Origin of the sequence: Streptomyces sp. NRRL WC-3618, from assembly GCF_001280005.1 — a bacterium.
Taxonomy (GTDB): Bacteria; Actinomycetota; Actinomycetes; order Streptomycetales; family Streptomycetaceae; genus Streptomyces.
Genome location: NZ_LGDW01000007.1, coordinates 1 through 25,122 on the forward strand (window position 1 = coordinate 1; position 25,122 = coordinate 25,122).

A 25,122-nucleotide genomic window follows, 5' to 3' on the forward strand; every position below is an offset into this window, starting at 1 on the left:
CTTCTCCATATGTCCTGGTCACAGGGCCCTTTCGGAGTCTAGTTGGCTGACGCTGCATCAGGTTGGTGGTGGTTCGTGACTCACTCGATCGGGGCGCGTTGAGCCGGTTGTGGATATGGAGAGCGATACCGAAGTCGGTTCGTGGGATGCCGAGTTGGAGTCGTTGCTGCTGCGGGTGGGCGAGCGGTTCGGCCGCGTCGAGCCGCGGCGGCGGATGCGGGACTACGTGCGTGGCCTGCTGGGCCCGGTGGGCCGGAAGAACAGCTGGCAGATCGCCGAGCACGCAGGCAATGACACCCCGTATGGGCTGCAGCGACTACTGTCGTGGTGCCAGTGGGACCCGGACGAGATCCGCGACGATCTGCGGGACTACGTAGCCGACCAGCTCGGGCAGCCGGACGGTGTCCTGATCGTGGACGACACCGGCTTCCTCAAGAAGGGCACCGTCTCCGCCGGGGTGCAAAGGCAGTATTCCGGTACCGCCGGCCGTACGGAGAACTGCCAGATCGGAGTGTTCGCCGCCTATGCCTCTGCGAAGGGCCGGGCCCTGGTGGACCGCGAGCTCTACCTGCCCAAGTCCTGGACGGAGGATCCGGACCGGTGCCGCGCCGCCCGGATTCCGGAGAAAAGGTCCTTCGCGACCAAGCCGGAACTTGCCCGTGCCATGGTTCGGCGGGCCCTGGACTCCGCACTGCCGATCGCCTGGGTGACCGCCGATGCGGCCTACGGGCAGGAGTGGCACTTCCGGCGGATGCTGGAGGAGGCCGGCGTGGGCTACGTCCTGGCGGTGCCCAAGTCGCAGCAGGTCAAGTCTCCAGCGGGCAGCTGGCGCATCGACCATGTCCTGACCGGTGCCCCGGCCGAGGCGTGGGAGCGGATCTCCTGCGGTGACGGTGCGAAGGGGCCACGGGTCTACGACTGGGCCGCGGCCAAGCTGCCCACCGTGGAGGGTTCGGATCCCGCCCACTGCCGCTGGGTGCTGGCCCGCCGCAGCGTGGCGCGTCCCGAGGAGATCGCGTATTACCTGGCCTTCGCGCCGGCGGACGCTACTGTCGGCGAACTGGTTCGGGTGGCCGGTGCCCGGTGGGCCATCGAGGAGTGCTTCCAGGCCGCGAAGAACGAGTGCGGCCTGGACCAGTACGAAGTCCGCCGCTACGTGGGCTGGTACCGCCACATCACCCTGGCCATGCTCGCGCACGCCTTCCTGGCGGCGATGACGGCCCAGGCCCTCGAAAAGGGGGCCGCAGAAACGGTTCGAGCGGCCTCGTTCCCCTCACCGTGGCAGAAGTCCGACGGCTCCTGGACCTTGCCCATCCCCCCTCGGCCCGGCACCGGTCACCCGCGCGGCGGTTCTACTGGTCCCGCTGGCGCCGACGCCACCAGGCCATCGCCCGCCGCTGCCACTACCAGCGCCGCACGCGCCCCGATCGAGTGAGTCACGAACCACCACCAACCTGATGCAGCGTCAGCCAACTAGACTCCGAAAGGGCCCTGTGACCAGGACATATGGAGAAGCGGGTCGCTGCCCGAACCTGCGAGCGGGGTCGTGGACGACCGCGTTCAGCAGGCAGCGGTGACGGAGTCGGTCCGCAGGGGCGCGGCCGTCTTCGCGGTGATCTCGTCGAGGGTGATGCCGGGTGCGGTCTCGACGACGGCGAGGCCGTCGGGTGTGACGTCGAGGACGCCGAGGTCGGTGATGACGCGGTGGACGCACCGTTCGCCGGTGAGCGGCAGGGTGCACTCGGTGAGGATCTTCGGGCTGCCGCCCTTGGCGGTGTGCTCCATCAGGACGATGACCCGGCGGGCACCGTGGACCAGGTCCATCGCCCCGCCCATGCCCTTGACCATCTTTCCGGGGATCATCCAGTTGGCCAGGTCACCGCGTTCCGACACCTGCATGGCGCCCAGCACCGCGGTGTCGATGTGACCGCCGCGGATCATGCCGAAGGACATGGCCGAGTCGAAGAAGGAGGCCCCGGGCAGGACGGTGACCGTCTCCTTGCCCGCGTTGATGAGATCCGGGTCGACCTCGTCCGGGGTCGGATAGCGGCCGGTGCCCAGGATGCCGTTCTCGGAGTGCAGCACCACCTGCACGCCGGGCGGGAGGTGGCCGGGGATGAGGGTGGGCAGACCGATGCCGAGGTTGACGTAGGAGCCGTCGGTGAGTTCGGCGGCGGCACGGGCGGCCATCTGGTCGCGGGTCCAGCCGCGGGGTGTGTCCGTCGTCGGGCTCATGCTCGTACCGTCCTCTTCTCGATCTGCTTGTCGGCGGCCTGAGCGGGGGTGAGCTCCACGATCCGCTGGACGAAGACGCCGGGGAGGTGGACGGCGTCGGGGCTCAGCTCGCCCGGTTCCACGAGCTCCTCGACCTCGGCGATTGTGATCCGGCCGGCCATCGCCGCGAGCGGGTTGAAGTTGGCCGCGGCGCGGCGGAAGACGAGGTTGCCGTGCCGGTCCCCCCGCCAGGCCCGGACGAGGGCGAAGTCGGTGGTGATGGCGTGCTCCAGGATGTGCGGTCGGCCGTGGAAGTCGCGGGTCTCCTTGGGCGGGGAGGCCACGGCGACCGAGCCGTCCGCCGCGTACCTCCACGGCAGACCGCCGTGCGCGACCTGGGTGCCCACACCGGCCGGGGTGTAGAACGCGGGGATGCCCGCGCCGCCGGCGCGCAGCCGTTCGGCCAGTGTGCCCTGCGGCACCAGCTCCACCTCCAGCTCGCCCGACAGGTACTGGCGGGCGAACTCCTTGTTCTCGCCCACGTAACTGCCCGTCACACGGGCGATCCGGCCGGCGGCGAGCAGCACGCCCAGCCCGCGGCCGTCCACACCGCAGTTGTTCGACACGACCTGCAGGCCGGTGGCGCCCTGTTCGTGCAGGGCCCGGATCACCACTTCGGGGATGCCGCTGAGGCCGAAGCCGCCGACGGCCAGTGAAGCGCCGTCGGGAATGTCGGCGACCGCCTCGGCGGCGTTCGCGCTGACCTTGTTCACTCAGCAACCTTTCAGCCGGGGAGTACGGATGACCAGCCGCCGTCGACGACGAGGTTGGCGCCGGTGATGTACGAGGCCTCGTCGGAGGTGAGGAAGACGGCGGCGCCCACGACCTCGTCGGGGAGGCCGACGCGGCCGAGGGGGATGTGGCGGGCGATGGTGCGCATGGGGTGATCGGTGGAGAGCAGGTCACCGCGCGAGCCCTCGGTGTCGACCATCCCGGGACTGACGCAGTTGGCCCGGATGCCGTGCGGGGCGCCTTCGGCAGCGAGCCTGCGGGTCAGGGCCTCGGCCTCGGCGGCGCCCTGGCCGTGCGCGGTGCCGGTGACGACGACGACCTTGCCGAGGAGTCTCTTGGGGTGCAGGTCGTTCACGGCCGTTCCCGGGTGCGGCGGCGGGCGGTCGGCAGGAGCTGCGGATCTCTGCCCGCTACCACGGTGTTGGAGACGGTGCCGATGCCCTCCACCGTGAGCGTGACGGTGTCGCCCGGCTTCAGTGGGGGCGGGGACTGCTCGCCCCGGACGCCCCACAGCTCGGCGAGGCAGCCGCCGTTGCCGCAGGTGCCGGAGCCGAGCACGTCGCCGGGGCGGACGACGGTGCCGCGGGATGCGTAGGCGACCATCTCCTCGAAGGTCCAGCTCATGTTGGACAACAGGTCCTTGCCGACGACCTCGCCGTTCACCGAGGCGGTCAGCGCCAGGCGCAGAAAGCCGTCGGTGTCGCGGTACGGCTCCAGTTCGTCGGCGGTGACCAGGTACGGGCCGAGGGTGGTGGCCGTGTCCTTGCCCTTGCACGGGCCGAGGCGGACCTGCATCTCGCGGGACTGCAGGTCGCGGGCCGACCAGTCGTTGAAGACCGTGTAGCCGATGATGTGGTCCCGTGCGTGTTCCGGCGTCAGGTCCTGCCCCTCCCGGCCGATGACGGCGGCGACCTCCAGCTCGAAATCGAGGACCTCGCTGCCCGGCGGCACCGGGACGTCGTCGTGGGCGCCGATGACGGCGTACGGGTTGGTGAAGTAGAACGTCGGGGCGTCGTACCAGGCTTCCGGCACCCCGCCGACGCCGTCCATGGACCGCCGTACCCCTTCGACGTGTTCCTCGAAGGTGACGAAGTCCCGCACGGTGGGCGGCTGAAGCGGTGGCAGCAGCCGCACCTCGGACACGTGAGGGCCCGGCGGGACGTCGAGCGTGGCGGCGCCGGCGCCCAGGAGTGCGTCGAGTCCGTCGCCGCGGCTGATCAGCTCCGTGAGCGAGCGCGCCCCGGGAACCGGGTGGAGGGTGCCGTCCTCCTCCACGACGGCGACACCGCGCTGGTGTCGGTGTTCATAGGTGGCGAAACGCATGCACGGCTCCAGGCTCTGGCGGTCTTCGACAGCGGTGGGAAGCAGGGACGCGGCAAGGGCGTCAGGGCGGTGACAGGGCCACCGCGTCCCCGGGGTTCGAGGCGTCAGACCGGCGGGGCGACGAAGCAGCCGCGGTCGACGTCGTTGAACGACTCCTTGGCGATCAGCTCGTTCATCGGGTTCGCCGTGCCCCACTGGTCGGCGACCCCGGGCTGGGAGAAGTCATAGACGTGGGGGTGCCAAGTGTCCTCGTCCAACAGCTCCAGTTCCGTCGTGTACTCGACGGTGTTGCCGTGCGGGTCGAGGAAATAGGTGAAGGTGTTGTCGCCCGCCGTGTGCCGGCCGGGCCCCCAGACCTTCTGGAAGCCGGCGCGGATCACGCGGCCGGAGCCGCGCATGTACTCGTCGATGCCGCGCATCTCGAAGGAGACGTGGTGCAGGGCCGTGTGCGGCCCTTGGGCGATGGCCATGGAGTGGTGCTGGTTGCTGATGCGCATGAAGTGCATCGCCTCGCCCATCTTCGGATGCATCAGCGTGTCGGAGAGCCGGAATCCGAGGTGACGCTCGTACCACTCCCGAGTGCGGTTCAGATCCGGGGAGTTGAGGACGACGTGCGACAGCTTGACCGGGATGGCCTCCTTCTCCTCGATCTTGCGGTGCTGCCGGACCTCGACGTCCGCGGAGACCTCGATGGTGCGTCCGTCGACATCGAAGAAGCGAAAGCCGTACCCGCCTCCGGGGGTGTCGACCTTGCCCGGCTGGGAGATCAACTGCACTCCTCCCGCGAGGAGTTGCTCGGTGAGGGTGTCCACGTCCGCCGCGCTCGCGGCGCCGTACGAGACGAGGTCGAGGCGCTTCTCCTCGGCCTTGCGCAGCCGCACCACGTACTGTTCGGGGCTGCCCTCGGCGGCGAGGAAGGAGATACCGGAGTCCTCTGCGACCTGGGTCAGGCCCCAGACGCCGCCGTAGAAGTCGAGTTGCTTGTCGTAGTCGGGCACGGCGAGGTCGACGTGTCGCAGATGGGTGAGCAGGCGTGCGCTCATGATGGGTTTTCCTCCTGTGGGGGTCAGGTGAGGCGCAGCAGCGTTGTCGCGTTGCCACCGCGCACGGCGTGGAAGTCGTGGTCGGGCAGGCGTGCGGCGCGCAGTGCGCCGACGGGGTCCTCGGTGCCCATGTCGAAGGGGAAGTCGGAGCCGAGCAGCACACGGTCAGCGCCGACCGCGCCGATCAGCGCCCGCAGTACGGCGGGGTCGTGGACCAGGGAGTCGAAGTACAGGCGCTTGAGGTAGCTGCTGGGCAGGTGGGCGCAGCCCGCGCCCGCGTCGGAACGGGCCGACCAGGCGTGGTCCGAGCGGCCGATGTGGGTGGGCAGATAGCCGCCCCCGTGCGCGGCGATGACCTTCAGCTCCGGGTGCCGGTCCAGCACCCCGGAGAAGATCAGGTGCGAGAGCGCGACGGCGTTCTCGGTGGGCTGGCCGACGGTGTTGGACAGGTACCACTGGTCGAGGCGTTCGTCGAGCGTGCAGCCGAAGGGGTGCAGGAAGAGGATCGCGCCCGTCTCCTCGGCCCGGGTCCAGAAGGGCTCGTACGCGGGGTCGGACAGCTCCCGGCCCGGCGCGTGCGAGGAGATCTCGACACCCAGCAGGCCCATGTCCATGGCCAGTTCGAGCACGCGCACGGCCGACTCCGGGTGCTGCAGGGGGACGAGGCCCAGACCGTGCAGCTGACCGGGCGCCTGGGCGCAGTGGGCGGCCGTCGCCTCGTTGGCCAGGCGGTACACCTTCTCCGCCGTCTCCTCGTCCGCCCAGTAGTGGTAGTGCGAGGGCGACGGGCTGACGAGCTGGACGTCCACACCCTGCGCGTCCATCGCGGCCAGTCGTACGGCGACGTCCGTCAGCCTCGGCATGCGCTCGGCGACCATGGGGCCGCTGACGGCCAGGGCCGCGGGCCCGTTGCGGCGGGCGTCGAGGGCCTTGGCCTGTGCCAGGCCCGGCAGGCCGGCCACCAGGGCCTCGACCTCGGGGATCAGGACGTGCGCGTGTACGTCGACCGTCGGGGAAGTGCGCGCGTCCGTGCTCGACGAGGGGCGTTTCCCGGCGGTAGCCGGGGGCGGGTGGGCCGTCACGGCAGCTCCTTGAGTACCGGCATGGTGGCGTCCAGCAGCCCGGGCACGTCACCGGGCACGCCGTCGAGCAGCACGGTGCCGTCGGGCGTCGTCAGCCCCAGGGCGTCGAAGCCGAAGCCGTGCTCGCGGACCTCGTCCCAGACGCCGATCTCGCGCAGCACGCGCAGGGCGTTGCCCTGAAGGGTGATGCCGGAGCCGCGTACGTTCCAGTCCTCCTTGACCTCGACGAGGTCGACGTCGATACCGGCCCGCCGCAGCAGTATGGTCAGGACGGTGCCGGAGGTGCCTCCTCCGATGACCAGTGCTCTCTTTCCTGCCATGCCAACTCCTTTGTTGGGCGGATTACTTGACGGCGACCGGGTTGACGGGGGAGCCCACGGCTCCGGTGATGGGCAGGGGTGCGGCGGTGAGCCAGAACTCGTACACGCCGTCGTGGGCGCAGTCGTCCGCGAGGGCGTCGGGGTCCCACATCTCGCCGATCAGCAGGCCCATGTTGGGAATGACGACCTGGTGCAGCGGCTGGAAGGCGCTGTCGAACTCGTTCGGCCGTACTTCGAAGCCCCACGTGTCGGTGGCGATGGCGGCGATCTCGCTCGTGTGCAGCCAGCCGGCGGTGGTGAAGGACAGACCGGGAGAGTCGCCGCCCGCGTAGTCGCCCCAGCCCTCGCGGCGGGAGCGCGCCAGCCGCCCGGTCCGGACGACGACGATGTCCCCGCGTCCTACGGCCACGCCGTGCGCCTCGGCCGTCGCGGTCAGGTGTTCCTCGGTGATCGCGAAACCGTCCGGCAGTGATCCGCGTGCGTCGCCGATCACCCGGCCGACATCGAGGAGGACTCCGCGCCCGGCGACGTACGGGGCCATGTGCTCGATGCCGGTGACCAGGTCGCCGTCCGAGGTGACGGTCTTCGCGGCGTCGCGGCCGTTCCATGCCTTGCCGTGGTCGAAGATGTGCCCGAGCCCGTCCCACTGGGTGGAGCACTGCAGGGGCATCGCGATCACGTCGTCGGCGCCGCCGAAGCCGTGCGGAAAGCCCTGGCTGCCGAGGGCCGCGTCCGTTCCCGTGGCCAGCATGGTGTGCACGGGGTTGGTGCGGCGGCGCCAGCCCTTCTGCGGGCCGTTCATGTCGAACCGCTGCGACAACGAGAAACTCACGCCCCGGCGGACCAGCGCCGCGCCCTCGCGGCGCTTGGCCTCGTCGAGGAAGTTCAGCGTGCCGAGCACGTCGTCCTCGCCCCAACGCCCCCAGTTGGAATACCGCTTGGCGGCCTCGTTGATCGCGCCCTCGGCGTCCGTGGGGTCGAGCGGGGCCGTCACGACGCGGTCCTGTCGGCGACACAGCGGGTGCGCTGCGCGCCCAGACCCGTGATGGAGCCCTCCATGACGTCGCCGTCGCGCAGCAGCCGCCCCCAGTGCATGCCGTTGCCGGCCGGGCTGCCGGTCAGCACCAGGTCGCCGGGCAGCAGCCGGGAGGTCCGGGAGATGTAGGACACCAGCCGGGCGATGCCGAAGAGCATGTCCTTGGTGGACTCGTCCTGCATGGTCTCGCCGTTGAGCTTAAGTGTGACCCGCAGGTCGCCCGGGTCGGCGATCGACTCGGCGGGCACGATCCACGGGCCGAGCGGGGTGAAGCCGGGGGCGTTCTTGGAGCGCAGCCAGTCGGTGCCGATGGCCTTCATGTCCCGGCGGAAGACGGTGGCGCGGTCGGTGAGGTCGTTGGCGATGGTGTAGCCGGCCACGTACTCCAGGGCCTCCTCGACCGTCACCCGGTAGGCGGGCTTGGTGATGACGGCCGCCAACTCCAGCTCCCAGTCGGGCTGTTCGGCCCAGTCCGGGAGTACGACGTCGTCGAAGGGGCCGGTGATCGCGCTCGGCAAGCCGATGAACACGTACGGCAGGTCCTCGGCCGCCCGCCGGTCCATGACCGCGGCGACCTCCGCGCGCGCCTCCTCCACGGTGCGGGGATCGTCGGCGGAGCGGTGGGCGACCTCCAGGTCGATCACGTGCTGCCGGTAGTTGGCGCCGGACTGGAAAACCTGACGGGGCTCGACCGGCGCGTGCACTTGCAGGTGCTCCAACGGCCGCCAGTCGGCCGTCTCGTCGGCCGCGAGCTCGTGCAGGCGAGGGAGCATCTCGTCCCAGCGCTCGAAGATCCCACGGGTCGTCAGGGTGGGCTCTCCGAGGGCCGTACGAAGATCCAGCACGCGCCCCCCGGGGATCACGAGACCGGGGAAAGGCGCCTGGTCAGAGGCGGAGAGAACGCCAAGCGCGAAGGGTCCGGAGAAGGACACGGAAGCGGCTGCGGGTTTCACGGGAATGTCCTCCAGATTGCGGTGGGACCAATGTGGCCCTCAACGCCCTCGTCGAGGAAGTTGAGGGTGCCCAGGACGTCGTCCTGTCCCCAGCGCCCCCAGTTGGAGCAGTGCTTGGCGGCATCGGCAATCGCGCCGGCAGGGTCGGCACGGTCCAGTTCGTCCGGGGTCACGCCGGGTTCCTTCCGATGAAGAACTCTCGGAACGGGTCCATGCTGGGTTCGAGGCCGGCGTCGAGGAGTCCCTTGCGCAGGGCGTGCATCTGGGCGTCGTGGATGCGCTGGGTGGGCTGGCGCAGCGGCCCGCCGTTGTAGCCCTGCAGCCACCCCTGGAATTTCCATGCCTGCCGGTTGATGAAGGCACCGCCGTTCAGCATGGGAGCAAGGCCGCCCTTGATCTTGCGGGCCGGATGCAGCTGCCAGTAGATGTCGGTGGCGTCGTCGTACTTGCCCTCGCGCAGCAGCTGCATGACGCGCGGGATCATGGGTCCGAAGTATTCGTGGTCGCTCGTGGCGGACAGCTGGATCGGCATGACCTGTGCCAGCGGGATGAGCTCGCTCTCGATGGGCACCGAGATGACGACCTCGTCGCCGAAGAGCCGGTGGCACTCGATAGCGCTCTGAATGCTGGGGAAGCCGCCCTCGGCCTTGATGACCGCGATGTTGGGGCAGTCGTCGATGAGGCGGCGGATGAGCCGCGTCGGGATGTCCGAGGGGTGCACCCGGGGACTGAACCCCCACAGGAACATCGGGAACAGCATGACCGCGAGGTTCGTGGCGTCGCAGACGGCCTTGGTGTAGTCGTAGATCTCCTGTTCCGACTCCGGGTAGAAGTTCGGCGGGTAGGACAGGAGCACCAGGTCGGCACCGGCCTCTTCGGCGCCGCGCACCGCCTCGATGTTCTGCTCCAGGGTGCTCCAACTGCCGTGGTGGACCACGACGAAGTCGTCGCCCGCCTCATCACGGACGATGCGCAGGAGGTCGAGGTACTCGGGCAGGGTGATGCTGACCTCGGAGACGCCGAGGGTGCCGAGGAATCCGTGCTGCTGGGCGAGTCTGATGTCGTGCCTGACGCCCTGCTCGTTGATGCCGCGAAGGTCGGCGGTGAACGACGGGATCGTGCAGTTGACGGCTCCGACAAGCTTTTCGCGGGCCCAGTCCCGGGCCTCGGTGCGGGTGTATGCGGGCATGGTCGTCCTTTGCCTCGGTGCGTGGGTGATGGGGGTGGTGACTCAGCGCCTGGCGGGTTGGTCTCGGCGCGCTCGTCTGTGCTGCGGTGTCCGGCGCGGCAGTCGGCTCAGGGCGCGCCGGCGCCTTCCCAGGCGAGGTACTTCATCTCCAGGTACTCGTCGATGCCGTAGACGGAGCCCTCCCGCCCCAGCCCCGACTGCTTGACGCCGCCGAAGGGGGCGACCTCGTTGGAGATCAGGCCGGTGTTGATGCCCACCATCCCCGCTTCCAGGGCGGCCGAGACGCGCCAGGTCCGCTCGGCGTCACGGGTGAAGAGGTAGGCGGCCAGACCGTAGTCGGTGTCGTTGGCCATACGGACGGCCTCGGCCTCGTCGGTGAAGCGGATGAGCGGGGTGAGCGGGCCGAAGGTCTCCTCGCGGGTGACGAGCATGCCCGGGGCCACGTCCGCCAGCACAGTAGGCTGGAAGAAGAGCCCTCCACGCCGGTGCCGCGAACCGCCGCACAGGATCCTGGCACCCCGGTTCGTGGCGTCGGCGAGATGTTCCTCGACCTTCGCCACCGCTGCCTCGTCGATGAGTGGTCCCTGCTGCACGCCGTCGTCGAAGCCGTCTCCGACGACAAGGTCCTCGACCCTGCGGGTCAACGCCTCTGCGAACCGGTCGTAGACTCCCGCCTGCACGTAGACACGGTTGGCGCTGATGCAGGCCTGGCCGGTGTTGCGGTACTTGCTGGCGACGACACCGGCGACGGCGGTCTCGACGTCGGCGTCGTCGAAGACGAGCACCGGCGCGTTGCCGCCCAGTTCCATCGAGGTCTTCTTCACCGTCTGGGCGGACTGGGCCAGGAGCAGCCTGCCGACCTCGGTGGACCCGGTGAAGCTGACCTTGCGGACCAGCGGATTGCCGGTCAGCTCGGGCCCGATCTCGCGCGGGTCGCCGATCACCACGTTGAGGACCCCGGCCGGTACACCGGCCCGCTCGGCAAGCTCGGCGAGGGCCAGTGCCGTCAAGGGGGTCTGCTCGGCGGGCTTGACGACCATCGTGCAGCCCGCGGCCAGTGCCGGAGCGGCCTTACGGGTGATCATCGCGGCGGGGAAGTTCCACGGGGTGATGGCCACGCACACCCCGACCGGCTCCTTGAGCACCAGCACCCTGCGCGATGCCTCCGGTGCCGCGAACACATCGCCGCGGATCCGTTTGGCCTCCTCGGCGAACCACTCGATGAAGGAGGCGGCATAAGCGACTTCCCCGCGGGCCTCAGCGAGTGGCTTGCCCTCCTCCAGGACGATCAGCCGGGCCAGGTCCTCCGTGTGCTCGGTGACAAGGTCGAACCAGCGCCGCAGCACCTGTGCGCGCTGTTTGCCCGACCGCGCCCGCCACTCGGGCAGAGCACGATGAGCGGCGCCGACGGCCTCGGCGGTCTGTGCTCTGCCGAGTGCCGGAAGCTCCGCAATGAGGTCACCGGTCGACGGGTTGCGGACGGTGAGCCGACCGCCGTCGCCGGCTTCCAGCCACTTGCCCTCAACGTAGGCGGCCGTGCGCAGCAGCGTGGGGTCGGACAGACCGAGTGGAACGGTCGTCTCCATGGTCATGGCGGCTCTCTCACTTCTGCACGGGATGAATGGTGGCCGGCATCCGGGTTCCGAGTCCCAGCCGCTCGGCGTTGCGCGCGCACATGCCGGCGACCGCCAGGTCCTGGGCCGCTGAGCCGACCGACTTGTACAGCGCGATCTGGTTGACGTGGGTGCGCCCGGGGACGCGCTCGCCGACGAGGTCGGCCAGCGAGCAGATCTCGCCCGCCACGTCGAGACCGGCGGCTCGCGCGGCGATCAGGTCCCCGGTGTCGTCGAGCACCTCCTCGACCATGTCCGCCACGATCACGTCGGCACGGGCAATGACCTCCGGGTCCACCTCACGCTGCTCGGGCAGGGTGGATCCGATGGACACCACGGTCATGCCTGGTCGGAGCCACTTGCCGAGCAGGGTTGGGGTCTCGTCGCGGGACCGGGCGGCGCAGACAACCAGCGTGGCCCCTGCGACGGCCTCCTCGGCGCTGGCCGCCTGCGTGATCGGCAGGTCGGACAGTTCGGCGACGAATCGGGCTCGGCTCTCCGGTCGTGGGCTGTACACCCGTACGGCCTTGAGGTCTCGTACGACAGCGAGGGCGCGCACATGGTTCTGCGCTTCGAAACCGGAGCCGATCACGGCGACGGTCAGGGCGCCGGGCGGCGACAGCAGGTCCGCCGCGACGGCCGAGGTGGCCGCCGTCCGGTAACCGGTGATGGAGTGGCCGTCGAGCAGGGCCACCAGCTCGGCCGTCCGCTGGTCGAACAGGGGGATGAGGTAGGAGGCGCGGCGCGTCGGCATCGCGGCCGCGATGATCTTCGCTCCCATCAGTTCGCGTCCGGCCGGTACGCCGGTGAGGGTGCGCAGCCAGCCGTGGTCTCCGCGGGCCATGCCGCGGGCCGGATAGCGTGCTGCGTCCACGCTCGTCGCGTATGCCTCGCGCACCGCCGAGGTTGCCAGCTCCCAGTCGAAGGCCGCCCGTACCGCTGCGTCATCAAGGAAAAGAGTCACTTCAGTGGCCTTTGCGGAGGAGGGGGAGGGATCAGATCGGAGAGGGGGTCCACAGACCGCCGTCCGTCTGCTTGAGCATCACCGGCAGCATGGTCTCGGTCATCGACCCACCGGTCCCCCACTGGTCCTGCGACTGAGGAGAGGTGCTGTCGAAGACGCGGGGCTCCCACGCCTCCTCGTCCTCGATCGTCTCCAGCTCCGTCGTGTACTCGACGACGTTCTCGTTCGGGTCGAGGAAGTAGGTGAAGGTGTTGTCTCCCGGGCCGTGCCGGCCTGGCCCCCACAGCGGGCGGTGACCGGCGCGCATCAGACGCCCGGTCCCGCGCATGTACTCGTCGATGCCGCGCATCTCGAAGGAAATGTGATTCAGCGAGACGCTCGGTGCTCGGGAGATGGCGAGGATGTGATGCTGGGTTCCGCTGCGCATGAAGCACATCAGGTCGCCGAGCCAGTCCGAGAGCCGGAAGCCGAGGTACGTCTCGTAGAACGCCTTGGTCGCGGCCACATCGGTGGAGTTGATCACCACGTGGCTGAGCTTCTTGGGGACGGATTCGCGTTCCTCGAGCTCCCGGAAGGGCTTCTGCGCGACGCCGGCGGACACCTCGACGAGTCGGCCGTCGGGGTCGAAGAACCGGACGCCGTAGCCGCCGCCGGGGGTGTCCAGCTTGTCGGGCTCCCGGTCGAGAGTGATCCCGCCGGCCGCCAGCCGCCGGGCCAGCTCGTCGACTTCTGCGGGAGAGTTCACACCGAAGGCGATGAGGTCCAGTCGCTTGTCTTGGTCCTGCCGGACGCGAAGGACGTACTGTTCCGGGTCCGCGGGAGTGGCGAAGAAGGTCACACCGCTGTCGTCGGCCACCGGCTGCAGTCCCCAGATGTTCTTGTAGAACTCCAGAGCCTTGCCGTAGTCGGGCACACCGATACCCACATGCCTGAGATGGGTGATCGGACGGAAGGCTGCGGTCATCGTCGACTCCTGCTCTTCAGTGACGCCGAACAGATCGCTCGCGTCGCTTTCCCCGCTGCAAGACGCTAGACAGACGCACTCCTCGATACAAACAATCGATAGTGATGCGTTCGGATTGATGACATCAATCCGTGGTCGGAGTCGACCGTCGAGCCGCGGCAGCCGACTTCTTTCGGCATGCCTTCAGCACAGACAGGAATCCCGGTCGATGCCCACCACCAATGCGCCCATGGATCTCAACCGGGTGGATCTGAACCTGCTCGTCGCCTTCGACGCCCTGATGGCGGAACGGAGCGTGACCGCGGCGGCGGCCCGGCTGTCCATCGGACAGTCGGCCATGAGCTCCACGCTGGCTCGGCTCCGCAAGCTCCTGAACGACCCGATCCTCGTCAGGCAGGGGCGGACCATGGTTGCCACACCGGTTGCCGAGTCGCTGGTGCAGCCAGTGCAGAAGACGCTGACCGACATCAAGTCACTGCTGTCACAGCGCGACAGCTTCGATCCCGCGACCGACCACAGGACGTACTCGGTGATGGCGACCAGCTACTCGGCCGTCGCCGTACTGCATCCGCTGTTGGTGCGGCTGCCGACCGAGGCTCCGAACGTGCGGTTGCGCATCCAGCCCTTCGCGGAGGAGTACGCGGAACAGCTGACCCGCCACCAGATCGACCTCGTCATCATTCCGCGCGAGATGGTGCCCAGCGGGCCGGACCTGTGCAGTGAGGCCGCGTACACCGACCGCTACATGCTCGCGGTCGACCAGGAGCACCCCGATGTGGGCGAGAGCATCTCGGTCGAGCAGTTCAGCGAGCTGCCGTACCTCGCGACAAGCCCCGACCGGCGACCCGCCCTGGCCGAACTGCAACTCGATCTGCTCGGCATCCCGCGCCACGTCGAGGTCACCACGAGTTTCGAACTCGCCCCGTTCCTGATCCGCGGTACCCGGCTCATCACCTTGATCCCCAATCGGCTCGGGCGCCGCATCGCCCCGGCGACAGGCCTGCGGCTGCTCGAACCTCCCATGGAGCTGCCGTCGGCCACAGAAATGATGGTCTGGACGAAACGCATGGACGACGATCCGGGCCACGCCTGGCTACGGCAGCGCATGCACCATTTCGCAGATGCCTACAGCCAGGACACACCGCCCGCCCCGGCAGCCGGCTGAGACAGGACCGGTCAGGAGGAGCCTGGCCGCGTTCCATCGATTGGATCAATGCCGACGCATCGACAGGAATTGCTTTTCACCATGTGATGACAGCCATAGCCTAACGTCTCGAGCCGCAGGCAGGGCCACGGAATTCCGCTGATCGCCCCTGCTGAGCACGACTGAGGCAAGGGAGCCCCATGACTGCCATCTCTCCAGAAACGGCTGATGCCGCTGCCATCCTGGACCGCGTCGAGGCCTCGCTGAAGAACGATCTCGTCCCGGTGGAAATCTTCAACGACGAGGCGGTGTTCCGCGCCGAGATCGAGCAGATATTCACCAAGTGCTGGGTGTTCGTGGCGCACGAGAGCGAGATCCCCAAGGCGGGTGACTTCGTGCAGCGCAGAATCGGCCTCGATCCGGTGATCGTCACGCGCGACGGCAAGGGCGGCATCAATGTGCTGTCGAGCTACTGCCGTCACAGGGGCACTCAGGTGTGCCAGACCGATGCCGGCAACTCCCGGTTCTTCAAGTGTCCTTACCACGGGTGGACCTACAGCAACAATGGCGACCTGGTCGGCACCCCGCACATGCACGACGCCTACGGCGAGCGTCTCGACCCCAAGGCGTGGGGCCTGATACGCGCGCCCCGGGTGGCTACCCGGCAGGGCTTCGTCTTCGCCTCGCTGGACCCGGACGGACCGTCACTGGACGAGTACCTGGGCGGGGCCGGGTGGATGCTCGACCTGATCGTCGGGCTGGCACCCGGCGGCATGCGGGTCGCCGGGCCTCCGGAGCGCTACCGGCTGCACGCCGACTGGAAGACGGCCGCCGAGAACTTCGCGGGCGACGGTTACCACGTCGACACGCTGCACTGGAGCACGGAAGAGGTCGCGGTCGCCCAGGGGCTGCAGATGACGTGCGAGATCGCGCGCATCTACGAATTCGAGAACGGCCACGCCTTCGCCGGCCACGCCTGGACCAAGGCAGTCCATCCCGGCTACGTGCTCTGGGGCTACGCGCCGGAAATCACCCAGCACTTCGACCTGTCGGGCCTGGACGAGGCACAGCTCCACGTAGTCAACCACGAGCCGCCGACGGTCGGAACGATCTTCCCAAACCTCAGCTTCATCCGGCTGAACACCCCATCTGTGTCGAGGGGTCCTATGTCGGTGATCACCAGCTTCCGGCAGTGGCAGCCGATCGGCCCCGGCGAGATCGAACTGTGGAACTGGCAGTTCGTCTGGGACTTCATGTCGGAGGACGAGGCCCGCGACTCCTACGTCAACGGCCAGTTCACCTTCGGCTCGGCAGGCATCTTCGAGCAGGACGACACCGTCGCCTGGGAAGGCGCGCCGCGCGCCGCCCGCAGTCCGTGGATGCGCAAGGCCGGCATGGAGTTCCACTTCCAGCAGGGCAACAACAGTCAGGTCGACCAGTCGCACGACCCCTCGTGGACCGGCCCGGGCCGCAAGCGCAACACCGGCTACGGCGAGCACGCGCAGCTTCACTTCTACCGCCACTGGCTGAACGTGATGCGCGGGAACACCGGCGCCGGCACCGAGGGAGCTGAGTCAGCATGAGCACGACCGACACCCCCCGCATCGTCCCGCCGGTGAGCGCCAACCCCGAACTTCAGGCCTTGGCCACCCAGTTCCTGGCGCTGGAGGCCCGGCTACTCGACGAGGGCCGCGAGGAGGAGTGGTACGGACTCCTTGACGACGAACTTCTCTACACCGTGCCGATCCGACAGGCAGCGGAACCGCGTTCCCAGGAGATCGACCGCAACGCCTTCCGGGTCCGGGACACCAAGGCCCACGTACGCACGCGCCTGGACCGGCTCAACACCGACCACGCGTACTCGGAAATACCTCCGTCCCGCACCTTGCGCGTCGTGGGCAGCGTCGAGGTCGAGGAGATCGACCGCCCCGAGGTCATCAAAGTGTCGAGCGCCCTGCTGGTCTACCGCCAGCGCGGCATCGACCCGCACTTCGATCTCATCCCGTGCAGGCGCTACGACCAGCTCCGACTCACACCGTCGGGCCCACGCCTGCTGTCCCGCGAAATCGTGCTGACCGAAACGGCGCTGGCCACTCCGAACCTTGGAGTCATCCTGTGAGCGACAACCTCTCCGTCTCCCTCGACGGCACCCGCTGCAGGTCCTACGGCATCTGCGTCAGCGTCATGCCCGACGTCTTCGACACCCCGCCCGGCAGCCCGACGGCTGTTCTCCTGCGCGACACCGTCGACGCCGACGAGCGGGAGGGCCTCGAAGAGGCCGCCCGCGGCTGCCCCGCACAGGCCATCGCGCTCAACTCGGGACCCAAGCCGTGACCGGCGGCTCCGAGCGGGTCGTCGTGGTGGGAGCCTCCGCCGCCGGCCTCAGCGCCGCCGACGGCCTCCGGGAGGCCGGATTCACCGGCTCCATCACCGTCCTCGGCGCCGAGCTGCACCAGCCGTACGACCGACCCACGATGTCGAAGGCCCTGCTTGTCGCCGAGGAGGACCCGCAACTCCTCGAACTCCGCTCTCCCGAACGCATCGAGGCGAACCGCCTCGACCTGCGTCTCGGGCACGCCGCGGCGGGGCTCGACGTCGACCGCCGCTATGTGGTGACCACGTACGGCGAGGCGCTTCCCTGGGACGCTGTGGTCATCGCCTGCGGCAGCCGCCCCCGCGAGCTGAGGAGCCTCGCGGGCGAGGTACTGCCGACCCTGCGCACCCCCGAGGACCTGCGGGTGCTTCGGGAGGCCGCGGCGCGATACGGCGAGATGACCCTGATCGGCTCCGGCTTCATCGGACTGGAGGTCGCGGCCGCTCTCGTCGCGCGGGGCGTGGCGGTCACGGTCCTCGACGCGCTCCCGCTGCCGCTGGAGCCCGTACTGGGGCCCGAGCTGGCCACCCATCTCCGCGACCTGCACACCGCACGCGGGGTCCGCTTCCGCAGTGCAGTCGCGGTGGCGTCGGTCACGGGACAACCAGGGGCGCACGAGGTCCGGCTCACGGACGGAAGTGTGCACCGGACCCCGTTCGTGCTGACGGGTATCGGCGCCGAACCCGCCGTCGACTGGCTGGCGGGCTCCGGGATCGAGGTGACCGACGGGATCGTCACCGACGCCGCCGGCCGGACCAACGTACCCGGCGTGTGGGCTGCCGGTGACGTGGCCGCGTTCCACCACCCGCTGCTGGGACAGCGCGTACGCGTGGAGCACTGGACCCATGCGGTCGAGCAGGGCCGGCACATCGGCTTGAACATCGCCCGCGGCGAGACCACGCCCTACCAGGTAGTGCCGTACTTCTGGACCGACCAGTACGGCATGCGGTTCCAGTGCTACGGCCGCCGCCGTGCGGGCGACCGCAGCCTCGTCGTCGAGGGGTCCCTCGACGCGGGCGAGTTTCTCGTCCTGTTCGGCCACGCCGGCGAGTTCCACGCCGCGTTCGCCTGCGGGCGGGTCCGCTCGCTGCGCGACTACCGCAAGCTGCTCGCACGCGGCGGCACCTGGGACGAGGCACTCGCTCTCGCCCGCACGAACAATCCCGCGCTCGACACCACCGTGTCGTGCGTCAACCGAAAGGAATGCACCACCCATGAAGCTGCTTGACGACCACGTCGTACTCATCACCGGCGGCGGCTCCGGCCTCGGTCTCGGCGTCGCCCGCCACTGCCTCGAAGAGGGCGCGCAGATCGCGATCCTCGAGTACGACGAGGCCAAGGTGCTCGGGCTGAAGAAGGAGTTCGGCGATGACGTCCTCGTCATGCACGGCGACGTACGCAACATCGACGATCTTCGTGCCTGCCGATCTCAGATCGAGGACCGCTACGGCCGGCTCACCTCCCTCATCGGCGCGCAGGGCATCTTCGACGGCAACATCCGGCTGGCCGACATCCCCGTCGAGCGCGTCGACGCTCTGTTCGACGAGGTCTTCTCGATCAACGTCAAGGGCTACGCGCTGACCGCGCGGATCATGCATGACCTGCTGCAGGCCGAGGAAGGCGCGATCGTCCTCACCGCGTCCCAGGCGGCGTTCGCAGCCGACGGCGGCGGTGCGGCCTACACGGCCAGCAAGGGGGCGGTGGTCAGCCTGGTGAACCAGCTGTCGTTCGAGTTCGCCCCGCGGGTACGGGTCAACGCCGTCGCCCCTACGGGCATCGCGGGCAGTCAGCTCCGCGGGCCCGGCGCTCTCGACCTGCACGAGTCCAAGCAGTCGGACATTCCTGCGGACGCCTTCCGCGCGGAGTTCGAATGGGGCACGCCCCTTCAGCACCTGCCCACCCCGGAGGAGTACGGGCCCTTCTACGCACTCCTCGCATCCCGGCACAACAAGGTGATGACAGGCCAGACCGTGATCGCCGACTCGGGCACCCTGAACCGGGCCCTCATGAGCATGGGTCGGCTTATCAGCAGCTACCCGTCGGCCTGAGTGCCGCGCCTCTGCGCATCAGACCAGGTCGCAGAGGCGCGCATGCCGTCTTCCTGGTGGACGTGCGTCAACCGTACGACCATTGACGTGCGTGCTGTTGCCGCTTGGCCAGCCTGGTCCCGAACTCCACCTTAAACCGCATCCGGACACTCTGGACGTCATCAGAAACCGGCACACCAAACGCGGACAGCTCAACCATGCCGTCCCCGAAGTCCTCCAACTCCAGCGCCGAATCCGCCGCTGCAACGCCGACACTGGCGTACCGCACGGAGACATCGTCGCTCTCGCCCTCGACATCTGGCTCCGCGCAAAGGGCTACCCGCCCGAGCTCAAGCCGCGGGAGACAGAAACCTTCTGAGCAGCCCTCTCGGGCGACGTTCCTGCGACCTGGTCGACGTAGTCTCGCAGCATGTCTCTTGCGGTGTATCCGTAGATCAGCAGCCGCACCATCAGCCGCGGGTCGTAGGGGGGTGCCCCTATCTGTTTCGTCAACCCCGGTGGGGTCGGCTTGTAGGGGTTGATCCTGGTTTTCGGGAACATCCCGCGAAGCGGGACGTTCCCGGCGGATCGGGTGGCTGATGGGCATCCCGGTGGCCGGCAGGGCCGGAGTGGCCGTGCCGGCCGTTGCTGGACCGTCCACGTCAGCACATCCGTCATGCACATCCCTCCCATCGGGAGGCTATGCAGTGGCCCGCTGCCCGGCCCGAGAATCCCAGAGAGCCCGCTGCCCGGCCCGAGAATCCCAGAGACCGCCTGTGACGGACGACCACGTGCTAACGATCTCCCACTCGACCGGCACGAGAACCTGCGGAGACCTCACACCGTCCCTTCTGACCAGCGGGAATCAGGATGGCGGATCTTCAGTGGGTCCAGATCTTCGGCAACCCCCTCACCTGGGACGACCTGCCGTGGCTGCGCTCACTCACCGACCTGCCACTGATCGTCAAGGGCATCTGTCACCCCGAGGACGCCCGGCGCGCCAAGGATGGCGGTGTGGGCGGCATCTACTGCTCCCACCGGCGGCCGGCAATCCAACGGCGGCCTCCCCGCCCTGGACGGGCTGCCCGCTGTCGTCGAGGCCGCCGACGGGCTGCCGGTCCTGTTCGACTCCGGCATCCGCAGCGGGGCCGACATCGTCAAGGCCATCGCCCTCGGCGCCACCGCCGTCGGCCGGCCCTACGCCTACGGCCTCGCCCTCGGCGGCACCGACGGCATCATTCACGCTGCGCTCACTGCTCGCCGAAACCGACCTGATCACGGCCGTCGACGGCTGTCCCAGGTCGTGTCCCGCTTCGTGGTGTAAGCGACCTTGCTCGACGCGTTCCGGTAAGCCGCGCGTCGGCCACCCCATGGGACACGGCTCCCGGGTCGCGTAGCGGCTGACATGCCGTCACCACCATGCACGGCCCTGAACCGCGCCTACGCGGCGGTGACCTGCGGATTCCGGCGTCTTGATCCGCTACACCCCATGGCGGGACGCCGCCCTCGGCCACCTCACTCCAGAAGCCCTCCAGCGTGTCATGTGAGAACGCCACAACACGTTCGGCTTGAGGAACCGGGGCGCACTCGCGCCGGCTCGCCACTTCATCGGTGTCAACAGTGGTGATAACTATGGTGTCAGCAAAGATGTCACCAGCGTTGACATGACTTTGGGTGAGTGGTCATGATGACGGCGGTGTCGTTGGACCCCCTCTCCGGCACTCCACTAAGGGACAGCCATGACAGCAATCCAAGAAGAGCTGTGCCGCAGGCCCGCCTCGGACGGACGCACGGTGAAGGCGCTCGCGGATCACAGGAACGGTGACCGAGAGCGGCACTGAACTGCCCAGGACGTCGACAGCGCCCGCGTCTGGCTCCAACAGCTGCTCAACGCGCTGCTGACCGACGGCAGCGGCACCCCGCCATGAGTTCCCCAACGAGCCCTCCCAACAAGAAAAGGATCGGTCGCCATGGATGCGGACGTCATCGTCGTCGGAGCGGGCCTCGCAGGCCTGGTCGCCGCGCACGAGCTCACCAGCCGGGGCCGCAGGGTCGCGCTGGTCGACCAGGAGAACGCCGCCAACCTCGGCGGTCAGGCGTTCTGGTCCTTCGGCGGACTCTTCCTCGTCGACTCCCCGGAGCAGCGGCGCCTGGGCATCAAGGACTCCTTCGACCTGGCCTGGAACGACTGGCAGGGCAGCGCGCAGTTCGACCGGGTCGACGACGAGGACTCCTGGGCGGTGCGCTGGGCGCGCGCGTACGTGGAGTTCGCGGCGGGGGAGAAGCGGTCCTGGCTGGACGGGCACGGCATCAAGCTGCTGCCGACGGTGGGCTGGGCCGAACGGGGTGACCTGCGGGCGGACGGGCACGGCAACTCCGTGCCCCGCTTCCATGTCCCCTGGGGCACCGGCACCGGCGTCGTGGAGCCGTTCGTCTACCACGCCAAGCAGGCCGCCCGCGATGGGCTGCTCACCTTCTACCACCGCCACCAGGTCGACCAGCTGGTGATCGAGGAAGGCTCCGCGCGCGGGGTGCGCGGCACGGTGCTCGCCGAAGACCGCTCGCCCCGGGGCGTCTCCTCCAACCGCGACCGCATCGGCGACTTCGAACTCACCGCCCAAGCCGTCATCGTCACCACCGGCGGCATCGGCGCCAACCACGACATCGTCCGCCGCTACTGGCCCGAGCGCCTCGGCACCCCGCCCACGAACATGGTCACCGGCGTACCCGCATACGTCGACGGCCGCATGCTCGACATCAGCGCCGAGGCGGGCGTCCGCCTGGTCAACCGCGACCGCATGTGGCACTACACCGAGGGCATCCAGAACTGGGACCCCATCTGGCCAGGCCACGCCATACGCGTCCTGCCCGGCCCGTCCTCCCTCTGGTTCGACGCTCTCGGCCGCCGCCTGCCCGACCCCTGCCTGCCGGGCTACGACACGCTCAGCACCCTCAAGTACCTACGCACCACGGGGGACATCGCCGAGTACGACCACTCCTGGTTCATCCTCACCCAGAAGATCATCGAGAAGGAGTTCGCGCTGTCGGGCTCCGAGCAGAACCCCGACATCACCGCCAAGGACAAGGGTGCCGTCCTGCGCGACCGCCTGCTCGGCAAGGGTGCCCCCGGCCCGGTGGATGCGTTCCTGCGCAAGGGCGCCGACTTCGTGACCGCGCCCACCCTGGAGCAACTCGTCACCAGGATGAACGAGTTGACGGACAAGCCGCTCCTCGACGCGGAGGAGCTGCGCCGCCAGATCGAGGCCCGCGACATGCAGATCGCCAACCCCTACAGCAAGGACTCCCAGATCCAGGGCATCCGCAACGCCCGCCGCTACATCGGCGACCGCCTCGGCCGCGTCGCGACCCCGCACCGCATCCTCGACCCCGCGGGCGGCCCGCTCATCGGCGTCAAGCTCCACGTCCTCACCCGCAAGACCCTCGGCGGCATCCAGACCGACCTCGACTCCCGTGCCCTGGGCGTCGACGGCACCCCGATCGACGGTCTCTACGCGGCGGGCGAGGTCGCCGGCTTCGGAGGCGGAGGCGTTCACGGCTACAACGCCCTGGAGGGCACCTTCCTCGGCGGCTGCCTCTTCTCCGGGCGAGCGGCGGGACGGGCGGCGGCGAAGCAGGCCGCCTGATCGACGAACGTGCGGCAGGGGCGGTCGGGGAACCTGACCGACCGCCCCTGCGGCGCGCACTCGGCGAAGCAGGCCGCCTGATCGACGAACGTGCGGCAGGGGCGGTCGGGGAACCTGACCGACCGCCCCTGCGGCGCGCACTGGGCTACAAGGCTCCTGCCAGTGGGTGGTGGGCTGTCCCACCGGCGCCAAGCAGAGCGTGCGGTTGTCCTTCCTGCCCGACACATGCGCCAACGGAGCGCGCATCGTTACGCGGACAAGACCGGGATGCGTTCCAGTGGCGCGGGAACGTCGAGCGTGATGCCTGCTTGTGGAGTTCACCGGTGACGGTGTCGGTCCAGCGTGTGCCGGCCAGGAGGTAGACGCTGCGGCTGCGGCTGCGGCTTCGGCGACCGGCGCGACGACGATGTCAGGACTGGACGCGAGCACGAAGACGCCGGGCCGCAAGCGCGGACTGGCCGTCGATGTATTGGGACTGGTCAACGGCGTCGTCGTCCTGGCCGCCTCCGCCCACGACAACGCCGCCGGCACCGCCCTGCTCGACATGGCGGCCGAACGGTGCGGGATGCGCCTGGAGAAGGCCCTGGTGGACCAGGGCTTCAAGGACGAAGTCTGTGGGCTGCCGGACCTGGCCCGAGCTGCGCAGCGAGTCGTTCTGGCAGTCAGTACCAGGGTGGGCGGATGCCCGTCGGAAGGTCGCGCCACCACCGACCCGACTTGTGCAACGGTTCGGAGTGGTCGCCGCCGTCCGAGCCGCAGCCCTGTTGGTCGCGTGCTCCCTGACGGGCATGACCGCCGCACCGAGCTGGCCGCTCGCCGTTCTCGCGACCGGGTGGTGGGCCTGGGAGCGTCAGTCTCGGCTTCGCCGTATCCCGCCTGGCGTTGAAGCACACCGGCCAGGATTCAGCCGTCGTGGACGCACCGTGGGGCGGGTGTTTCATTCCGCTGGTGAGGCTGGTTTCTCGGTGGCCGTCCTCGCGATGGGCATGGCCTGCGGGTGGGGTGAGACGGATGCGGTGTCTGCTGCCGCGTCGCTGGACGCGGCCATCTTGAGGAGAGGGAGCGCGGCGATGAGTGTTCCGGCGGTGAGGAGGATACTCAGGACGCCGACGCCCATGTTGTCCATGATCGCGCCGACGGCCAGGGGGCCGATGCCTCCGCCGAGTGCTCCGGCGCCGCTGAGGGCGGCCACCCACCGTCCGGTGGAGTCGACGACCGAGGCGGCGGCGAGTATCTGTACCAGGACGGCCAGCCAGCACGTCTGCCAGATGACGGCGGTGGCGATGAACAGGGTGGGGCTGTGGGTGACGATGAGCAGCCCCGTGCTCAACGCTTCGACGGCGACGAACCCGGTCATCGAGCGCAGGCGGCCGAAGCGCTTCACGGCGAGCGGTCCGGCTACGGCTCCGGCGAGTGCGACGACGCTGGAGATGGCCAGGACGGCGGAGAGCGCAGAGGCAGACATGCTGGTGTGGCCGCGCCCCAGGACGGAGGCGTAGGACCAGACTCCCTGCGTGACGGCCATCAGGAGGCCCGCGCCGGCCAGCAGCACGGCGGAGGGACGGGCCGGCCGGGAGGCTGCGTCGGGGGCGGTCGCGGAAGGCCTGCTCGCCGGGTCGGGGCCGTCGGGAAGGCGGCCCACCAGGAACCAGCCGGGCAGGCAGCACACGGCCAGCAGGAAGAAGCCGGTTCCCCCGCCTGCGGACTCGTTGACCGCCGGGAAGGCGAGGAGCAGCAGGGCACTCGCGAACAGCGCGCCGATGATGGTGATCGAGGAGGTCTTGTCGGGGTCGCCGTCGGCGCCGGCCAGGGCGGCGGTGGAGGCGGCGTAGACGGCTCCGAGTCCGGCGCCGAGCAGCAGGCCGGCCAGGATCAGCGTCAGTATGTCGAAGGCGATGGCGGCGCCGATGAATCCCACGGCGGCCAGGGCCAGCCCGCCTCTGGCCATCCGGACGCGTCCGGGGCGGGCGGCGCGGTTGGTGAGCAGGAGGGTGGTGATCGCGACCGCCGTCAGCTGGCTGGCGGCGACGAGTCCGGCGCTGGTGCTGGACAGGTGGAAGCGGTCGGCGAAGTCGTCTACGAAGACGGGCATCACGTTACTGCCGCTGCTGCCCAGCGTGACTCCGGCGATCAAGGCAGCGGCGACGGTGAACGTCAGCGCGGGGCCGCTGTTCGTTTTCACTGAATGTCTCTTGCACGGAGGGCCGCCTGGCAGGCGGGCGCGGGAGCGGGAGGGAAGAGGAGCATCGTCGGAAACCTCAGAACTGGTAGGCGGTCGGGCGCCGTGTCCGGTACCGGAGCGGCGAAGGGAGCCTCCGGGCAGAGGAGGCGGACCCGACCCGGACGCGTTCGGGGGCGCAGGCCGGCGGCCGGCGGTCAGTCGGCCCAGACGTCTTCGGCGTAGGGCTCAGGGCGTGCGGGGCGCTCTGGCGGGCGCAGG

22 protein-coding genes and 5 pseudogenes are annotated in these 25,122 nt (G+C 69.2%); 12 read left to right on the forward strand and 15 right to left on the reverse strand.

What is annotated here, in order from left to right:
- Window positions 1–115 precede the first annotated feature (115 nt).
- Window positions 116–1,435 carry an IS701 family transposase gene (locus tag ADL01_RS01965; protein WP_420719676.1) on the forward strand — a complete coding sequence of 440 codons (1,320 nt, stop codon included), beginning with the start codon at window positions 116–118 and terminating at the stop codon, window positions 1,433–1,435.
- A gap of 125 nt (window positions 1,436–1,560) precedes the next feature.
- Here the strand turns inward: ADL01_RS01965 and ADL01_RS01970 are convergent, their stop codons facing one another.
- From ADL01_RS01970 to ADL01_RS02030, 14 genes and pseudogenes are all read right to left on the reverse strand, one after another.
- Complete coding sequence (locus ADL01_RS01970; protein ID WP_053740096.1) at window positions 1,561–2,235, reverse strand: CoA transferase subunit B; 675 nt, start codon at window positions 2,233–2,235, stop codon at window positions 1,561–1,563.
- Window positions 2,232–2,987 carry a CoA transferase subunit A gene (locus tag ADL01_RS01975; RefSeq protein WP_053740097.1) on the reverse strand — a complete coding sequence of 252 codons (756 nt, stop codon included), beginning with the start codon at window positions 2,985–2,987 and terminating at the stop codon, window positions 2,232–2,234. Before ADL01_RS01975 ends, ADL01_RS01970 begins: the two co-directional genes overlap by 4 nt.
- Before the next feature lie 11 nt (window positions 2,988–2,998).
- Window positions 2,999–3,361, reverse strand: coding sequence for an SDR family oxidoreductase (locus tag ADL01_RS01980; RefSeq protein ID WP_234354459.1), 363 nt, complete (start codon window positions 3,359–3,361; stop codon window positions 2,999–3,001).
- The gene (locus ADL01_RS01985; protein ID WP_053740098.1) at window positions 3,358–4,329 is read right to left on the reverse strand and encodes a fumarylacetoacetate hydrolase family protein; all 972 of its coding nucleotides are present in this window, start codon (window positions 4,327–4,329) and stop codon (window positions 3,358–3,360) included. Before ADL01_RS01985 ends, ADL01_RS01980 begins: the two co-directional genes overlap by 4 nt.
- A gap of 104 nt (window positions 4,330–4,433) precedes the next feature.
- Window positions 4,434–5,372, reverse strand: coding sequence for a VOC family protein (locus tag ADL01_RS01990; protein ID WP_053740099.1), 939 nt, complete (start codon window positions 5,370–5,372; stop codon window positions 4,434–4,436).
- A 23-nt stretch (window positions 5,373–5,395) separates the two neighbouring features.
- Window positions 5,396–6,454: an amidohydrolase family protein gene (locus tag ADL01_RS01995; RefSeq protein WP_053740100.1), complete on the reverse strand. Its 1,059-nt coding sequence runs from the start codon at window positions 6,452–6,454 to the stop codon at window positions 5,396–5,398.
- A gap of 68 nt (window positions 6,455–6,522) precedes the next feature.
- Window positions 6,523–6,774, reverse strand: a pseudogene (locus ADL01_RS02000) (FAD-dependent monooxygenase); the annotation flags it as partial.
- Window positions 6,775–6,796: 22 nt separating this feature from the next.
- Window positions 6,797–7,768 carry a cyclase family protein gene (locus ADL01_RS02005; RefSeq protein ID WP_053740102.1) on the reverse strand — a complete coding sequence of 324 codons (972 nt, stop codon included), beginning with the start codon at window positions 7,766–7,768 and terminating at the stop codon, window positions 6,797–6,799.
- Window positions 7,765–8,763, reverse strand: coding sequence for a fumarylacetoacetate hydrolase family protein (locus ADL01_RS02010; RefSeq protein ID WP_053740103.1), 999 nt, complete (start codon window positions 8,761–8,763; stop codon window positions 7,765–7,767). Before ADL01_RS02010 ends, ADL01_RS02005 begins: the two co-directional genes overlap by 4 nt.
- A 47-nt stretch (window positions 8,764–8,810) precedes the next feature.
- Window positions 8,811–8,921 (reverse strand): annotated as a pseudogene (locus ADL01_RS43345) (cyclase family protein); the annotation flags it as partial.
- A gap of 11 nt (window positions 8,922–8,932) precedes the next feature.
- Window positions 8,933–9,952, reverse strand: a complete 1,020-nt coding sequence (locus ADL01_RS02015; RefSeq protein ID WP_053740104.1) for a dihydrodipicolinate synthase family protein — start codon at window positions 9,950–9,952, stop codon at window positions 8,933–8,935.
- Between the two features lie 107 nt (window positions 9,953–10,059).
- Complete coding sequence (locus ADL01_RS02020; protein WP_199834728.1) at window positions 10,060–11,538, reverse strand: NAD-dependent succinate-semialdehyde dehydrogenase; 1,479 nt, start codon at window positions 11,536–11,538, stop codon at window positions 10,060–10,062.
- Window positions 11,539–11,554: 16 nt separating this feature from the next.
- Window positions 11,555–12,529 carry an ornithine cyclodeaminase family protein gene (locus ADL01_RS02025; protein ID WP_053740106.1) on the reverse strand — a complete coding sequence of 325 codons (975 nt, stop codon included), beginning with the start codon at window positions 12,527–12,529 and terminating at the stop codon, window positions 11,555–11,557.
- 31 nt (window positions 12,530–12,560) lie between these two features.
- Window positions 12,561–13,493, reverse strand: coding sequence for a VOC family protein (locus ADL01_RS02030; protein ID WP_053740107.1), 933 nt, complete (start codon window positions 13,491–13,493; stop codon window positions 12,561–12,563).
- 208 nt (window positions 13,494–13,701) lie between these two features.
- Here ADL01_RS02030 and ADL01_RS02035 point away from each other — a divergent pair, with 208 nt between their 5' ends.
- From ADL01_RS02035 to ADL01_RS41235, 11 genes and pseudogenes are all read left to right on the forward strand, one after another.
- Entirely contained in the window at window positions 13,702–14,658 is a 957-nt protein-coding gene (locus tag ADL01_RS02035) for a LysR family transcriptional regulator (protein WP_159049432.1), read from the forward strand.
- A 179-nt stretch (window positions 14,659–14,837) separates the two neighbouring features.
- The gene (locus ADL01_RS02040; RefSeq protein ID WP_053740109.1) at window positions 14,838–16,220 is read left to right on the forward strand and encodes an aromatic ring-hydroxylating oxygenase subunit alpha; all 1,383 of its coding nucleotides are present in this window, start codon (window positions 14,838–14,840) and stop codon (window positions 16,218–16,220) included.
- Window positions 16,217–16,756 (forward strand): aromatic-ring-hydroxylating dioxygenase subunit beta, encoded by a 540-nt coding sequence (locus ADL01_RS02045; protein ID WP_078960270.1) that lies wholly within the window; start codon window positions 16,217–16,219, stop codon window positions 16,754–16,756. The genes ADL01_RS02040 and ADL01_RS02045 overlap by 4 nt, the downstream gene beginning before the upstream one ends.
- Window positions 16,753–16,971: a ferredoxin gene (locus tag ADL01_RS44450; protein WP_053740110.1), complete on the forward strand. Its 219-nt coding sequence runs from the start codon at window positions 16,753–16,755 to the stop codon at window positions 16,969–16,971. The genes ADL01_RS02045 and ADL01_RS44450 overlap by 4 nt, the downstream gene beginning before the upstream one ends.
- On the forward strand, window positions 16,968–18,239 hold the full coding sequence (locus ADL01_RS02055; RefSeq protein WP_053740111.1) for an NAD(P)/FAD-dependent oxidoreductase: 1,272 nt from the start codon (window positions 16,968–16,970) through the stop codon (window positions 18,237–18,239). The genes ADL01_RS44450 and ADL01_RS02055 overlap by 4 nt, the downstream gene beginning before the upstream one ends.
- Window positions 18,226–19,059 (forward strand): SDR family oxidoreductase, encoded by an 834-nt coding sequence (locus ADL01_RS02060; RefSeq protein ID WP_063783437.1) that lies wholly within the window; start codon window positions 18,226–18,228, stop codon window positions 19,057–19,059. The genes ADL01_RS02055 and ADL01_RS02060 overlap by 14 nt, the downstream gene beginning before the upstream one ends.
- A 91-nt stretch (window positions 19,060–19,150) precedes the next feature.
- Window positions 19,151–19,417, forward strand: a complete 267-nt coding sequence (locus tag ADL01_RS41230; RefSeq protein WP_234354460.1) for a hypothetical protein — start codon at window positions 19,151–19,153, stop codon at window positions 19,415–19,417.
- Window positions 19,418–19,911: 494 nt separating this feature from the next.
- Window positions 19,912–20,435, forward strand: a pseudogene (locus ADL01_RS02070) (alpha-hydroxy-acid oxidizing protein); the annotation flags it as partial.
- 573 nt (window positions 20,436–21,008) lie between these two features.
- On the forward strand, window positions 21,009–22,682 hold the full coding sequence (locus ADL01_RS02075) for an FAD-binding dehydrogenase (protein ID WP_053740113.1): 1,674 nt from the start codon (window positions 21,009–21,011) through the stop codon (window positions 22,680–22,682).
- A gap of 160 nt (window positions 22,683–22,842) precedes the next feature.
- Window positions 22,843–22,983 (forward strand): annotated as a pseudogene (locus ADL01_RS45650) (hypothetical protein); the annotation flags it as partial.
- A 108-nt stretch (window positions 22,984–23,091) separates the two neighbouring features.
- Window positions 23,092–23,295, forward strand: a pseudogene (locus ADL01_RS41235) (transposase); the annotation flags it as partial.
- A 324-nt stretch (window positions 23,296–23,619) separates the two neighbouring features.
- Here ADL01_RS41235 and ADL01_RS02080 read toward each other — a convergent pair.
- Window positions 23,620–24,864, reverse strand: a complete 1,245-nt coding sequence (locus ADL01_RS02080) for an MFS transporter (protein WP_063783438.1) — start codon at window positions 24,862–24,864, stop codon at window positions 23,620–23,622.
- Window positions 24,865–25,122 lie beyond the last annotated feature (258 nt).

Excerpts from the sequence above, each read along its gene's own strand:
- ADL01_RS02035 (WP_159049432.1), top strand. The coding sequence starts at position 13,702 with ATGCCCACCACCAATGCGCCCATGGATCTCAACCGGGTGGATCTGAAC.
- ADL01_RS02020 (WP_199834728.1), bottom strand. The coding sequence starts at position 11,538 with ATGGAGACGACCGTTCCACTCGGTCTGTCCGACCCCACGCTGCTGCGC.
- ADL01_RS01985 (WP_053740098.1), bottom strand. The coding sequence starts at position 4,329 with ATGCGTTTCGCCACCTATGAACACCGACACCAGCGCGGTGTCGCCGTC.
- ADL01_RS02015 (WP_053740104.1), bottom strand. The coding sequence starts at position 9,952 with ATGCCCGCATACACCCGCACCGAGGCCCGGGACTGGGCCCGCGAAAAG.
- ADL01_RS02045 (WP_078960270.1), top strand. The coding sequence starts at position 16,217 with ATGAGCACGACCGACACCCCCCGCATCGTCCCGCCGGTGAGCGCCAAC.
- ADL01_RS02075 (WP_053740113.1), top strand. The coding sequence starts at position 21,009 with ATGGATGCGGACGTCATCGTCGTCGGAGCGGGCCTCGCAGGCCTGGTC.
- ADL01_RS02030 (WP_053740107.1), bottom strand. The coding sequence starts at position 13,493 with ATGACCGCAGCCTTCCGTCCGATCACCCATCTCAGGCATGTGGGTATC.
- ADL01_RS01965 (WP_420719676.1), top strand. The coding sequence starts at position 116 with ATGGAGAGCGATACCGAAGTCGGTTCGTGGGATGCCGAGTTGGAGTCG.
- ADL01_RS01990 (WP_053740099.1), bottom strand. The coding sequence starts at position 5,372 with ATGAGCGCACGCCTGCTCACCCATCTGCGACACGTCGACCTCGCCGTG.
- ADL01_RS02060 (WP_063783437.1), top strand. The coding sequence starts at position 18,226 with ATGAAGCTGCTTGACGACCACGTCGTACTCATCACCGGCGGCGGCTCC.
- ADL01_RS02040 (WP_053740109.1), top strand. The coding sequence starts at position 14,838 with ATGACTGCCATCTCTCCAGAAACGGCTGATGCCGCTGCCATCCTGGAC.
- ADL01_RS01970 (WP_053740096.1), bottom strand. The coding sequence starts at position 2,235 with ATGAGCCCGACGACGGACACACCCCGCGGCTGGACCCGCGACCAGATG.